General features: G+C 67.8%; 12 protein-coding genes. 9 read left to right on the top strand and 3 right to left on the bottom strand.

The features are described from left to right. Window positions 1–2 precede the first annotated feature (2 nt). The 6 genes from pth (at window position 3) to NWF22_RS18085 (ending at window position 7,184) form a co-directional block, all read left to right on the top strand. Complete coding sequence (gene pth, locus NWF22_RS18110; protein WP_160903081.1) at window positions 3–569, top strand: aminoacyl-tRNA hydrolase; 567 nt, start codon at window positions 3–5, stop codon at window positions 567–569. A gap of 60 nt (window positions 570–629) precedes the next feature. Further along, window positions 630–2,444 carry an SLC13 family permease gene (locus NWF22_RS18105; protein WP_160903080.1) on the top strand — a complete coding sequence of 605 codons (1,815 nt, stop codon included), beginning with the start codon at window positions 630–632 and terminating at the stop codon, window positions 2,442–2,444. Window positions 2,445–2,579: 135 nt separating this feature from the next. Beyond that, window positions 2,580–3,599: a beta-ketoacyl-ACP synthase 3 gene (locus NWF22_RS18100; protein ID WP_160903376.1), complete on the top strand. Its 1,020-nt coding sequence runs from the start codon at window positions 2,580–2,582 to the stop codon at window positions 3,597–3,599. A gap of 89 nt (window positions 3,600–3,688) precedes the next feature. Further along, complete coding sequence (locus tag NWF22_RS18095) at window positions 3,689–4,705, top strand: beta-ketoacyl-ACP synthase III (protein ID WP_160903079.1); 1,017 nt, start codon at window positions 3,689–3,691, stop codon at window positions 4,703–4,705. A 162-nt stretch (window positions 4,706–4,867) separates the two neighbouring features. Further along, the gene (locus NWF22_RS18090; RefSeq protein WP_160903078.1) at window positions 4,868–6,481 is read left to right on the top strand and encodes a peptide chain release factor 3; all 1,614 of its coding nucleotides are present in this window, start codon (window positions 4,868–4,870) and stop codon (window positions 6,479–6,481) included. Between the two features lie 274 nt (window positions 6,482–6,755). Further along, window positions 6,756–7,184 carry a hypothetical protein gene (locus NWF22_RS18085; protein WP_233751275.1) on the top strand — a complete coding sequence of 143 codons (429 nt, stop codon included), beginning with the start codon at window positions 6,756–6,758 and terminating at the stop codon, window positions 7,182–7,184. Between the two features lie 18 nt (window positions 7,185–7,202). Here the strand turns inward: NWF22_RS18085 and NWF22_RS18080 are convergent, their stop codons facing one another. Further along, the gene (locus NWF22_RS18080) at window positions 7,203–8,204 is read right to left on the bottom strand and encodes an enoyl-CoA hydratase/isomerase family protein (RefSeq protein ID WP_160903077.1); all 1,002 of its coding nucleotides are present in this window, start codon (window positions 8,202–8,204) and stop codon (window positions 7,203–7,205) included. 294 nt (window positions 8,205–8,498) lie between these two features. Here NWF22_RS18080 and NWF22_RS18075 point away from each other — a divergent pair, with 294 nt between their 5' ends. After that, complete coding sequence (locus NWF22_RS18075; RefSeq protein ID WP_160903076.1) at window positions 8,499–9,233, top strand: alpha/beta fold hydrolase; 735 nt, start codon at window positions 8,499–8,501, stop codon at window positions 9,231–9,233. An 86-nt stretch (window positions 9,234–9,319) separates the two neighbouring features. After that, window positions 9,320–10,228, top strand: a complete 909-nt coding sequence (locus tag NWF22_RS18070; RefSeq protein WP_160903075.1) for an SGNH/GDSL hydrolase family protein — start codon at window positions 9,320–9,322, stop codon at window positions 10,226–10,228. A gap of 10 nt (window positions 10,229–10,238) precedes the next feature. On the opposite strand, the gene NWF22_RS18065 is transcribed toward NWF22_RS18070, so the two are convergent. Beyond that, window positions 10,239–12,083: an ABC-F family ATP-binding cassette domain-containing protein gene (locus tag NWF22_RS18065; protein WP_160903074.1), complete on the bottom strand. Its 1,845-nt coding sequence runs from the start codon at window positions 12,081–12,083 to the stop codon at window positions 10,239–10,241. Between the two features lie 203 nt (window positions 12,084–12,286). Between NWF22_RS18065 and NWF22_RS18060 the strand changes: the two genes are divergently transcribed. After that, a complete protein-coding gene (locus tag NWF22_RS18060) occupies window positions 12,287–13,006 on the top strand; it encodes a glycoside hydrolase family 25 protein (RefSeq protein WP_160903374.1) in 720 nt (239 codons plus the stop codon). A gap of 6 nt (window positions 13,007–13,012) precedes the next feature. Here NWF22_RS18060 and NWF22_RS18055 read toward each other — a convergent pair whose 3' ends face one another. Next, on the bottom strand, window positions 13,013–13,948 hold the full coding sequence (locus tag NWF22_RS18055) for a 4-(cytidine 5'-diphospho)-2-C-methyl-D-erythritol kinase (RefSeq protein WP_160903073.1): 936 nt from the start codon (window positions 13,946–13,948) through the stop codon (window positions 13,013–13,015). Window positions 13,949–13,976 lie beyond the last annotated feature (28 nt).

The raw sequence follows: 13,976 nt of genomic DNA, 5'->3' as shown, positions 1-13,976 counted from the left end.
AAGTGAAATTGGTTGTCGGGCTGGGTAACCCCGGCCCGAAGTACGAGAAGACGAGGCACAACATCGGCGCGATGGTCGCCGATGGCCTCGTCGCCTCGGCCGGCGAGCGGTGGAAACTGCACAAGAAGTCGGGCGCGCAGGTCGCCCCGATCACCCTCGCCGGTCGGCAGGCACTCATCGCCAGACCCCGCAACTTCATGAACGAATGCGGCCGGCAGATCGGACCGTTGGCCAAGTTCTACTCGATCGCGCCCTGCGACATCGTGGTGCTCCACGACGAACTCGACATCGATTTCGGGCTGGTGCGGCTCAAGCAGGGTGGCGGCGAAGGCGGGCACAACGGTCTGCGCTCGATCAGCCAGGCCATCGGTTCCCGCGACTACCTCCGGGTCCGACTCGGCATCGGCCGCCCGCCGGGACGTCAGGACCCGGCCGACTACGTCCTCAAACCTTTTCCGTCCTCGGCCCGAACCGACGTGGACCTACTCATCGGCCACGGGGTCGACGCCACCGAATTGCTGATCTCGCAAGGCCTCGAGCCCGCACAGAACACCGTGCACGCCTGGTAATCGGCTCTCGGCTCCGCGACATCGACTGCAGGGTGACCGACGTGATGCAACGATGAGACGGTGTCCGACGCCACGTTGAGCCTGGTGATCCTCGCCGTCACCATCGTCTTGTTCGTCTGGAACCGCCTGCCGGTCGGTGTGGTCGCGATCGCGTCTGCCCTGGCCCTCTACTTCGCCGGGCTGGTCGACCTGGCCGGACTGACCTCGGGGCTCGGCGACAACGTCATCGTGTTCATCGCCGCCTTGTTCGTGGTGAGCGAAGGCCTCGAGGCGTCCGGCATCACCGCATGGGCGGGTCGTCTGCTGACCCGCGCCGCCGGCACCGATCGGACGCGAGTACTCGGCGCGATCACCGTCCTGTCGGCGATACTGTCGGCCCTCATCACCATCAACGGCGCCGCCGCGGCTCTGGTACCCGTGACCGTCTCGGTGGCGCGGCACGCGCTGATGCTGCCTTCCAAGGTGCTCATCCCGCTCGCCTACGCGTGTAGCGCCGGATCGATGCTCACGCTGAGCGGCAGTCCGGTGAACGTCATCGTCAACGATGCGGCGCGCACCGCCACCGGGGACGGTTTCTCCTATTTCGAGTTCGGCCTGATCGGTCTCCCGCTGGTCATCGTCACCTTCGTGGTGATCGCGCTGCTCGGTGACCGGCTGCTGCCCGACCGGCAGTCCACCACGCTGCCGGCGGACTTCAGCAATTATCTCGGCACGGTCGTGGACCACTATGGCCTCGGCGAGCGGGTCTATCGGCTGCACGTTGAAGCGGAATCGACATGTCTGGGCGAATCCGCGGACGACGCGGTCGCGCTGGACTACCCGGAGGTGGCGCCGATCGCCACACAGGGAAGTCTGGGTGCGGGATTGGTGGATTCCGGCCACAAACTGCGCGAGGGCGACGTCCTGGTGGTGTCCGGACCGGGTCCGGCCGTCGAGGAACTCGCCCGCCGCCACGAGCTGACCGTGGAGGACATCGCCGGACGCCACGCCACCTCCGGCCGTCTGATCGACCGCGATGCCGGCGTCAGTGAGATCGTCATCCCACCACGCTCGGAGTGGATCGGTGCCACGGTGTGCCCAGGCATGGTGCGGCCGGAAGACGGGCTGCTGGTGATGTCGATCCGACGTCGCAACAAGGACGTCGGGCCGCGTTCGGTGGAGCTGGTGGAGGGCGACACGATGCTGGTCCACGGCCCGTGGCGAGCCATCGAAGCCCTGGCCGACAACCAGCAGGTACTCGTCGTCGGATCGTCGGAGCAACTTCGTCGCCAGACCGTGCCGCTGGGCCGCAGCGCACCACGGGCCGCCGCCATCCTGGTCGCCATGATCGCGCTGTTGGCCTCGGGCGTCGTGCCGCCGGTGGTGGCCGGTCTGCTCGGCGCGCTGGCCATGATCGTCACCAAGGTCATCACCTCCGAGCAGGCCTACCGTGCGGTGTCGTGGCCGACCGTGGTGCTGATCGCGGCGCTGATCCCGATGTCGGCGGCGATCACCGACAGCGGCGGGGCCGAGCTGATCGCCGCGCCCATCGTCGATCTCGTCGCCGATCGCAGCACGTATCTGCTGCTGGTCGTGTTGTTCCTGCTGACGGCCATGCTGGGCCAGTTCATCAGCAACGCGGCCACCACACTCATCGTCATCCCCATCGCACTCGCCGCCGCTGCCGACATCGGCGTCGACCCGCAGCCGGTCCTCATGTTGGTGTGCACAGCGGCCGCCGCGGCGGTCCTCACCCCGATCGCGACTCCGGCGAACATGATCGTGATGAATCCCGGCGGTTACCGGTTCGGCGACTACTGGCGGCTGGGCATCGTCGTGATGGCGTGCTGGCTGGTCATCGCGCTGGCGCTGGTTCCGGTGTTCTGGCCGCTCTGACTCCCCAAGAGAGGAAACGCCGGAGGTCACTGGGTTACTTCCAGGTAAACACGTGCCTACAATCGCAGCGTCCGATCGACGGAGAACGGAGTCAGCGTGGGGATTGCGGCGAACACCGGCCACCAGAACGTGGCAATGCTGGGCATCGGCGCCTACCGACCGCGCCGACTGGTCTCCAATGACGAGGTGTGCGAGGTCCTCGACTCCTCCGACGAGTGGATCTTCGAGCGCAGCGGTATCCGCAATCGTCGCTGGATCAGCGGCGGCGAGTCCGCGCGGTCGATGGCTGCTGCGGCCGCGGAGCGGGCGATCCGGAACTCCGGGATACCCAAGGAGAGGATCGGCGCACTGATCCTGGCCACCAACAGCTGGAAGACCAAGATCCCGCACGGCGGCCCGATCGTCGCCTTCGACATCGGACTCAACGGCATCCCTGCCTACGACGTGGCGGCCGGCTGCGGTGGCTTCGGGTACGGCCTGGGTATCGCCGCCGACACCGTGCGGGCCGGTTCTGCCGAATACGTCCTCGTCGTCGGGGTGGAGACGATGTCGGTGGTGATGGAACCCACCGATCGCAACACCGCCTTCATCTTCGGTGACGGAGCCGGCGCGGTCGTCGTCGGGCCGAGCGAGGAGAACGGTATCTCGCCGACCGTCTGGGGCAGCGACGGCGAGAACGCCGAGGCCATCGGCCAGAACTACGACATCCCCGAATACATGGACCGTGCGCAGGAGTTCCAGCACAAGGAGCCCGACACCGATCCGGTCGGCCGGATGGTGGTGACCATGCAGGGACCGCGGGTGTTCCGGTGGGCCGCCATCACACTGCCCAAGGCATTGACCACGGTGCTGGAGACCTCCGGGGTCGGGATCGACGACATCGAGGTGTTCGTGCCGCATCAGGCCAACGCCCGGATCAACGAGCTGATGAAGAAGAACCTCGGCCTCGCCGACGAGATCCCGATGGCCAACGACATCGAGAACACCGGCAACACGTCGGCGGCCTCGATCCCGTTGGCCATGGAAGAGATGCTCGCGACCGGCAAGGCCACGGGCGGGCAGACCGCGTTGCTCCTCGGATTCGGCGCCGGGCTCAGCTATGCCGGAGCGGTCGTCACGCTGCCGCCGGCGCCGACCGAGACGAGCGGCGGCTGAGCGGAGCGGTTGTCGCGGTGGGGGCTACTTCCGAGTAGAGCCCAGATGTGAGACCGTCTATGGCGGGTCGCATAGTGAAAGGGACACGCATGGCTGTCATCGCGGACACCGCCGGGATAAACAACATCGGCATGCTCGGCATCGGTGCCTACCGGCCGGAGCGGGTCGTCACCAACGACGAGATCTGTGAGCAGATCGAATCGTCGGACGAGTGGATCTACACGCGGACCGGGATCAAGACCCGACGCTTCGCGCGCCGCGACGAGAACGTCATGGAGATGGCGGTCAACGCAGGCCGCAAGGCCATTGCCAACGCGCTGCTGTCCGGCTCCGACATCGACGCCGTCATCCTGGCCACCAACACCCACCTGCTGCTGACCCCCGCCGGCGCGGTCAAGGTCGCCACCGACCTGGGCGCCAACGGCGTCCCGGCGTTCGACATCACCGTCGGATGCGCCGGATTCGGCTACGGCATGGCGGTCGCCTCGGACATGATCCGCGGCGGCAGTGCCACCAACGTGCTGGTCATCGGCGCCGAGCAGCTGTCGGTCACCATGGATATGACCGACCGCACCAACTGCTTCATCTTCGGCGACGGCGCCGGCGCGGTGGTGGTCGGTCCCACCGACGATCAGCAACTCGGACCGGTCATCTGGGGTAGCGACGGCTCCCAGTTCAACGCGATCGCCCAGGACATCGACTGGGTCACCTTCCTTGACAGCGACCGCACCCAGCGCCCCTACCTGCGCATGGAGGGCACCGCAGTGTTCCGGTGGGCCGCCTTCGAGATGGGCAAGGTCGCTCAGCGGGCCCTCGAGGCCGCGAAAATCGGTGCGGAGCAACTCGACGTCTTCGTGCCGCATCAGGCGAACTCGCGGATCAACGACCTGCTCGCCAAGAACCTCAAGCTGCGCGACGACGCCGTGGTCGCCAACGACATCGAGCACACCGGCAACACCTCGGCGGCCTCGATCCCGCTGGCCATGGAAGATCTGCTGTCGACCGGCAAGGCCAAACCCGGCGACACCGCACTGCTACTCGGCTACGGCGCCGGGCTCAGCTATGCCTCGCAGGTCGTCAAGATGCCTCCGGTGCCGTTCGAGTAGCCCACCGCTTGCCGCTCTCGCGCGTCCGGCCACCGCTCTCGCGCGTCCACTCACCGTTCGCGCGCGCCGCCTCACGCGCGAGAGCACGGTACACGCGCGAGAACGTCCCGCCGCGGCGGCACGGTTTTGCCCGGTGAGCGCGCCGGACGGTAGCCTCGTCGGGTGAGTTCCGATGCTGCCACCGTGGCCCAAGAGGTCAAGCGTCGCCGAACCTTCGCCATCATCAGCCATCCCGACGCCGGCAAGTCGACGATGACCGAGGCGCTCGCGCTGCATGCACGCATGATCAGCGAGGCGGGTGCGATCCACGGCAAGGCCGGCCGCAAGTCGACCGTCTCCGACTGGATGGAGATGGAGAAGGCGCGCGGCATCTCGGTCAGCTCCACCGCGCTGCAATTCAACTACGCGGCCGAGCGCTCCGACGATGACACCCCCAACGTGATCAACCTGGTGGACACCCCCGGCCACGCCGACTTCTCGGAGGACACCTACCGGGTGCTCACCGCGGTCGACGCCGCGGTCATGCTCATCGACGCCGCCAAGGGCCTCGAACCGCAGACCCTCAAGCTCTTCCAGGTCTGTCGCCACCGCGGCATCCCGGTGATCACCGTGATCAACAAGTGGGACCGCCCCGGCCAGACCCCGCTGGAACTGATCGACGAGATCACCGAACGTATCGGCCTCATCCCGACGCCGCTCTATTTCCCGGTCGGCATCGCCGGCGACTTCCGCGGCCTGCTCGACCGACGCACCGGCGAGTACATCCGCTTCACCCGCACCGCCGGCGGCGCCAAGGTCGCACCGGAGGAGATGCTCGACGCCGACGCAGCACAGGAACGCGAAGGCGACGAGTGGACGGCCGCGGTCGAGGAGAGCGACCTGCTCGCGGAGATGGGCCAAGACCACGACCAGGAGATGTTCCTCGCCGGTCAGACATCGCCGATGATCTTTGCTTCCGCCATGCTCAATTTCGGTGTGCGCCAACTCCTCGAGACGCTGGTCGAGCTCGCACCCGCCCCGGCCGGCCGCGAGGACATCGACGGTGCGGTACGCGAGGTCACCGATCCGTTCAGCGCCGTCGTGTTCAAGGTGCAGGCGGGGATGGACACCAGCCATCGGGATCGCCTGGCCTACATGCGCATCGTGTCCGGCGAGTTCGAACGCGGCATGGTGGTGACCCATGCACAGACCGGGAAACCGTTCGCCACCAAATACGCCCAGGCGGTGTTCGGCCGCGACCGTTCCACCGTCGACCGGGCCTATCCGGGTGATGTGGTCGGTCTGGTGAACGCGATGGCCCTGGCCCCCGGCGACACGCTGTACATCGACGCGAAGGTGCAGTATCCCCCGATCCCGTCGTTTGCGCCCGAACACTTCTCGGCGATCCGGGTGAACACCGCCGACAAGTACAAGCAGTTCCGCAAGGCCATGGAACAGATGGACAGCGAGGGCGTGGTGCAGGTGCTGCGCAATGATCTGCGCGGCGACGCCTCACCGGTGCTGGCCGCAGTGGGTCCGATGCAGTTCGAGGTGGTCACGGCCCGGATGAAGTCCGAATTCAACGTCGACACCACGATCGAACCGCTCGGCTACTCGTTGGCTCGGCGCACCGACCCCGACAGCGCAACCGAACTCGGCCGGCAGCGCGGTGTGGAGGTGTTCACCCGCACCGACGGGGCACTGCTGGCGCTGTTCAGCGACAAGTGGCGATTGCAGTTCATCGAGAAGGAGCATCCCGACCTGATGCTCGAACCCCTTGTCGCCGCGGCAGACTGAGCTTCCGGTACGAGGTGTCGCAGGGTGGGCCGCCGTGCCGGCCACGGTGGCAGCGCTTGCTCTGCTAGCCGGCTGCGGGCCCACCGACAGCGCCGGCACCGGACCGTCGAGTACGGCTTCTGCGACAGCCGGAGCGGCCCCTCTCGACGCCGACGCGTGCCGCGAGACACCCAGCCGGGGGCGCATCGATCGCGCCGGTCACGCTCTCGAATTCCGTTCCGGCAGCATGCATGTCGCCATCGATCGGGCGGATTCAAGAAACGCGGCCGGATCTATGTGTTACGGGTTCACGAAGTCGGGCAATGCCGATCCGTCGGTACCGCCGGACAGCCTGCTGTTCGTGTTCACCGGACCCGGCGCCGACGGCGCGCAACTGGAGTTCCTGGTGGGAGATCTGACCGGTGGTGTACTGCCGCCGATCGGTGGGGTTCGCCCACGGGTGGGTCCGCTGGACGGGCCGATCAATTCGTCCGTCGGGGTTTCGGTGGGAGGTACCTACCACCATTCGACGACATGTCCCGTGACACTGACCGCGGTGTCATCGGAGCGGGTCGCCGGAACCTTCACGTGCTCGGCCGTCACACGTTCGGAGAGCAACCCGTTCGCCCCCGACGACAACATCGATGACGATGCGGCCCCCACCGAGATCACCTCCACCGAAACAGATGTGACACTGGCGGGTTGGTTCGAGACGACCCCCTGACCGAGCGCGTCGGTGGTTTCAGGCTCCCACGATCCGCGCGACGACGTCGGGGTCGACGTCATCGATGGAGGCCGGATCGAAGCGGGGCCGGCGATCCTTGTCCACCAGGACCGCGCGCACCCCTTCGGCGAAATCGCCGGTGGTGGTGATCTGTTCGGCGGCATGGAGTTCGCGTTCCAGGCATTCGTCGAGCACCGACCGTGCGCCCGCCGTGAGCATCGCCGCGGTCACCCAGAGACTGGTGGGTGAGGCCTGTTCGATCAGATCCACCATCTGCTCGGCCCAGGGGTCGCCGACCGCACCGCGCAGCCCGCCGACGATCCCGGTGACATTGTCGTCGGCGAAGTACTCCTTGATCTTGGCCAGCGGCAACTCGGCGGCCGGGCGATCCTGCCGGTCGCCGAGCACGTCGACGAGCGGAACCCCGGCGCGGATCTGCTCGGCGACCTCACCGATCTCGGTCGAGTCGACGAAATGCGTTGCCATACCGATCTCCACGGCATCGGCACCGCGGATGCGCGAGCCGGTCAGGCCCATCCACATACCGACGCCATCAGGGAGGCGAGGCAGGAAGTAGGTGGAGCCGACATCCGGGACGAAGCCGATCGCGGTCTCCGGCATGGCGATCACCGCGTTCTGGCTCACGACCCGCACCTCGCCGTGCACGCTGATGCCAAGACCGCCGCCCATGGCCGCACCGTCGATGACACTCACATAGGGCTTCGGATAGTCGGCCACGAGCTGATCGAGTCGGTACTCGCTGGCGAAGTAGTGACTCACCGCGTGGGTGTCACCGGCGAGCGCATGGTCGCGGATCGCGCGGATGTCGCCGCCCGCGCAGAAGGCGCGCTCACTCGCCGACGTCACCAGGACGGTGTCGATACCGTCGTCATCTCCCCATTCCGACAGCACCCGATACATGTCATCGATCATGGTCTGATCCAGTGCGTTGAGGGCGGCGGAACGATCGAGAACGATCTCGCCGACCCCGTTGACGATCGAGGTGCGGATGAACGACATACCGGCCACGTTAGCGCCTCACGCGTCAGAAAAGCGTTGGCACCATATGGGTGGGCGGCGCTATGGTGCACGCACAAGCATTTCCGCCGTCGCCGACATGAAACCTCGACCTCGACACCACCGAGAAGCTCGTCACAGCTCTGCGGCAGTGACAGGGTGCGCTGCTGGTGGTGTCGCACGACCACGGGTTCCCCGACCGGATCGGCATCGACCGCAGCGTCGACCCATCGGCCGGCCGCGACAAGGCCTGACGCTCACGGCGTACTGGCCTCTGATGAGTCATAATTGCGCGCGATGAGCGCAGCGCAGGAAGTCTCACCCACTCCCGTCGTCCTCGTCCACGGACTCCGAGTCAGTGGCGCGGCCCTACATCGCATCGCCGCAGGCATCACCGACCGGCCGGTGGGCACCCCCGATCTCCCCGGACACGGAGAGCGGTCTGCCGAGCACTTCGACATCGACGGGGCCGTACGGGCGGTGCTCGATGCGATCGACGCGCTCGGCAGGCCTGCGGTGGTCGCCGGCATGTCGCTCGGCGGCTACGTGGCGATGGCCACGGCGGGCCGTCACCCCGACGCCGTCGCCGGGCTGCTGGTCATGTGCGCGACTGCGCAACCCAGCCGCCTGCTCGCCGCCCCGTTTCGCGCCTTCGGTGCGGCGACCAGCGTCCTGCCCCGCCAAGCCGCGGCGATCAGCAAGGGCCTCACCCGGATGGCGGTCGGCGGCCAGGTCGCCCGGGACATGGAGGCCGGCGGCCTTGCGCTGCACTCCATTCGCGACGTGGTCAACGAACTGGCCGACCTCGACGCGCTGGCCGAGGTCGCGCGCTATCCGGGCCCGATCGAATTCCTCAACGGCGGTTGGGATCAGTTCCGGATCCACGAGCAGCGTTTCGCCTCCGCCTCACCGTTGGCGCAGGTACAGGTGATCCCGCGGGCCAGCCACCTGTTCCCGCTGATCCAGCCCGCCGAGACAGCCACGATGATCACGCGGTTCGCCCGCCGATGTGACGCACTACGAACTGTGTGAGCCGGATTGACCCGCCGATTCGCCCCACACGCCCGAGGAGATGTCCCCTACAATCCCAAAGAACATTCAGGGGGGATGCACCGCATATGGTCTTTCGTCGCTCGTCCACCGGTCCGGGCCGGACGCGGGTCAACGTAGCGGTGTTCGCATTCATCGTGCTGACCGCGATCACCACCGCAGTGGCACCGCCCGCCGAGGCGGCTCCGGAGGCAACCCCGGCGCGCTACACCGGCGGGGTGTATGTCGCAATGGGTGACTCGCGGGCGTCGGGCGGCTTCTTCTCCCCCACGCCCGAGTACTTTCTGGGCTGCAAACGCTCGGCGCTCAACTATCCGTCGATCGTCGCGGTCATGACGTTGCCGCGCCGCTTCATCGACACCTCATGCGCCGGGGCGCAGGCCCCGGATCTCTACCGCACCGGCCAGCGCACCAATCGAGGTGTCAAGCCCCCGCAGCTGACCCTGGTTCCGCGAGATGCCCAGGTCATCACGGTCAGCATCGGCGGCAACGACATGCGGTGGGGCGCCATTCTGGCCCAATGCAACACAGCTCCGCTGACCGATCGTCGGTGTCGGCACAATCCGCGCCTCGAGCAGGAGGTGCGCTGGCGGATCGCCAGAATGGAGAACCGGGTGACCCCGGCGCTCCGCGCCATCCGCGCTCGGGCGCCACGCGCACAGATCATCGTCGTCGGCATCGGCGGCTTCATGGGCAGCCATGGGTGCTGGCCGATGGTGCCCGTCAGCGACGCCGACGTCCGCTGGATGAACCGGGTCTTCGACCGTGCCGGTGACGCGCTACGGCGCGCCACCGGCAAGGTGGGCGCGACATTCGTCGACGCCAACCGCCGATCGGCCGGTCACGACCCCTGCAACCTGGTCGCGCCGTGGTACGAGAGCTCACTGTCCAACGGCAGTCTGGCCTACCCCTACCACATCAACCAGCAGGGGGCCGTGGCCATCGCGTCGATGGTCAACGGCGCGATCCGTCGGTGACCCCCGCCGCTCACTCGACCTTCTCGGCGGCTTCCAGCCAGGCGGCCTCGGCGGCCTCCTTGTCGGTGACCACCTGCCGCAGTTCGGTGTTGAGCGTCTGAAGGCGGTCGGGGTCGGTTGCCGCCTCGACGAGTGAGGCGTGCAGTTGTTCCGCGCGCTCGGCGAGCTGGTCCATCTGACGCTCGAGCCGATTCATTGCTTTGCGCGCCTCCCGGTGTTCGGCGGCACTGACGGTCGGTGTGGTGGTCTCGGGCGCGGGCGCAGCGTCGGTGGCCGCCCGATCGGCCGAAGCGGCCTCCGACGACGCCGTCTTCTTCGGACGCGCTGGGCCCGACCTCATCTCGCGGCGACGCTGCAGGTACTGCTCGATCCCGCCGGGCAGGTTGGTGAGATCTCCGTCGCCGAACAGCGCCCACGTACTGTCGCAGATCCGTTCGATGAGATAGCGGTCGTGGCTGATGACGACCAGCGTGCCCGCCCAGCTGTCGAGCAGGTCCTCGAGCTGTTGCAGGGTGTCGATGTCGAGGTCGTTGGTGGGCTCGTCGAGGAGCAGGACGTTGGGCTCGGCCATCAGCACCCGGGTCATCTGCAGACGCCGGCGCTCGCCACCGGAGAGATCCCCGACCGGAGTGCGCTGGCGGGCCGGGCTGAACCCGAGCCGCTCGGCGAGCTGCGACGCCGACATCTCTTTGTCGCCCACCATGATCCGCGTCGCAACTTCCTCCACCGCGTCGAGAACCCGCTGGTCCTCGTCGAGGTCGTCGAGTTCTTGACGCAGCCAACCGATCGTGACCGTGGTGCCCTCGATCCGACGCCCCGGCGACACGTCGACCCCGCCGGCCAGCGCACGCAGCAAGGTGGTCTTGCCCGAACCGTTGACCCCGACCAGACCGATGCGTTCGCCAGGCGCCAACCGCCAGGTCAGATCGTCCACCAGCACATCTCCGGCGGGCGTGGCGATGCGCGCATCCTCCAGCTCCACCACCACACGACCGAGCCGACGCTTGGCGAAGGCCGACAAGGTCACCGTGTCGCGGGGCGGCGGGACGTCGGCGATGAGACGTTCGGCGGCCTCGATCCGGTACCGCGGCTTGGACGTCCGTGCCGGCGGCCCACGACGTAGCCAGGCGAGCTCCTTGCGGGCCAGGTTGCGTCGTCGCTCTTCGGCGGCATCGGCCAGCCGGGACCGTTCGGCCCGCGCGAAGATCCAGTCGTTGTAGCCGCCCTCGTACTCGTCGACGACACCCGAATGCACCTCCCAGGTACGGGTGGCGACGGTGTCGAGGAACCACCGGTCGTGGGTGACGACCACCAGAGCGCTGCGCCGTGACACGAGATGTTGGGCGAGCCACTGCACGCCTTCGACATCGAGATGGTTCGTCGGTTCGTCGAGGATCAGCAGATCGGCGTCCGAGATCAACGCGGTCGCGAGTCCGACCCGGCGGCGCTGCCCACCGGACAGTTCGTCGACCCGGGAATCGAGCAGTTGGTCCACACCGATACCGGCGAGGATGCCCCGGATCCGGGGATCGCCGGCCCACTCGTGTACTGCGACGTCCGGTCCGCCGACCACCACATCGGCCACGCTGGCGCCGGCGGGCAACTCACCGCGTTGGGTCACCGTCGCGACCCGGATGTCGCCGGCGCGCGACACCCGTCCGCTGTCCGGTTCGGTGATGCCGCCCAGGATCTCGAGCAACGTCGTCTTGCCGCCACCGTTGAGACCGACGACGCCGATCCGCTGCCCCTCGTGGACGCCGAGGGACACCGAGTCGAGCAACGGCTTGATGCCATAGCTCTTGCTGATCCGGTCCACGTTGATCAGCGCGACGGGGTTTGCGGGTGCCACCCGCATGACCCTAGCAACGGATCGTCACGTGACCGCCGTCACCGCCGGGCACGGTCGGCGCCACGCCGGGCACGGTCGGCGGGATGCCGGGCACGGTCGGCGAGGTCGAGGCAGGGGCACGGGCAGCGACACGGGCGGGGTCGGCAAACCTTCTGCGCGATTCTGGATCGGTGCAATAGCGTGGAGCCGTGATCCTCCGGCGACTGATGATGACCTCGGCCACGGTGGCCACCGTCGGGCTTGCGGGAGCGATGACAGATCCGCCCCAGGCCGGCGCCGCTCCGCAGGTCGGGCCGGATGTGTCCAGCCATCAGCATCCCGGCGGCGCGAGCATCAACTGGTTCGCGGTACGCGCGTCCGGCCAGCACATGGCCATGGTCAAGGCCACCGAGTCCACCTGGTACGTGAATCCACACTTCGTGCCCGACAGCCTGGCGATGCGCGCCGCCGGGCTCGTCCGCGGCACCTACCACTACGCCGACCCGAGCCGATCGGCCACCCAACAGGCGATCTTCTACGCCACGATCGTGCTCGGCCAGAACGGCATCCTCGATCTGCCGCCTGTCCTCGATCTGGAACACTCCGGTGGCCTCGGCCCCCGCGCCCTGGCCGCCTGGGTGCGTGAGTTCTTCGCCGTCCTCGAGCCGTTGACCGGACGAAAAACGATCCTCTACACCTATCCGAACTTCTGGAACACCGCGATGGGCGCCACTCGGGAGTTCGCCGATCACCCGTTGTGGATCGCCTCCTACAACGGTGGCGCGGTGCCGCAGATGCCTCGGGGCGGTTGGCGCACGTGGACGTTCTGGCAGTTCACCAGCTCGGGCCGTCTCCCCGGCGTGTCCACTCCGGTGGACCTCAACCGCTACAACGGATCTGTCGCCGGTCTGCGCGCCTACGGCAACGCGATCAACGTGTTCGGCAGCTGAGCGCTCTCACGCCGACAACAACCGAGCGCCCGGAACCGGCCCGGTGGCCGTGCGCACCGCGCGGGCCACCCCGGCACCCGACAACTCGGCGGCGACATTGACCGCCGACGTCTCGTCGGCACACAGGAAGGCACACGTCGGGCCGGACCCGGAGACGATGCCGTTGAGCGCTCCCGCATCGATACCCGCACGCAGCGTACGGCGCAGCACGGGCTGCAGACTCAGCGCGGCGGGCTGGAGGTCGTTGTGCAGCAACGGCGCCACGGTCCGCGGGTCGCCCGAGGTGAGCGCGGCCATCAGATCGTCGGGCCGTCGGGCCTCGACATCAGAGACGGATCGGTTGCCCCGGAGGCGATCCAACTCACCGTAGACGGCCGGCGTGGACAGCCCGGACCGTGCGATGGCGAGGACCCAGTGGAACTCTCCGCGCGCGAGGATCGGCATCAACTGCTCACCCCGACCGGTTCCCAACGCCGTCGCCCCGTGCAGCGCGAAGGGCACGTCGCTCCCGAGCCCGGCAGCGATCTCGGTCAATTCGTCGCGGCCGATGTCGAGGCCCCACAGGTTCACGGCACCCACCAGCGCACCGGCGGCGTCCGCGCTCCCGCCGGCCATGCCCCCGGCCACCGGTATCCGTTTGTCGATGTCGATCGCGACACGCGGGCTCCGATCGGCGCGCCGCGCGACCTCGGCGACCGCGCGGGCCGCGAGGTTGGTGCTGTCGCCTGGAACGTCGGCAGCGCCGTCACCGCGCGTGGTCACCCGCAATTCGCTCGACGGGCTCAGCCGGACATCGTCGTAGAGCGACAAGGCCTGATACACCGTGACCAGATCGTGGAATCCGTCGTCGCGCAACGGGCCCACACCCAGGTGGAGATTGACCTTGGCCGGCACCCGTACCGTGACCGCATCGGACACCACCGATAACGACGCTCGAGACACAGCTATTCAGGATAATCGAGAGTGGACC

The organism is Gordonia mangrovi (assembly GCF_024734075.1).
GTDB classification, from domain to species: domain Bacteria; phylum Actinomycetota; class Actinomycetes; order Mycobacteriales; family Mycobacteriaceae; genus Gordonia; species Gordonia mangrovi.
This window is presented reverse-complemented; position numbering and strand designations above follow the sequence as displayed.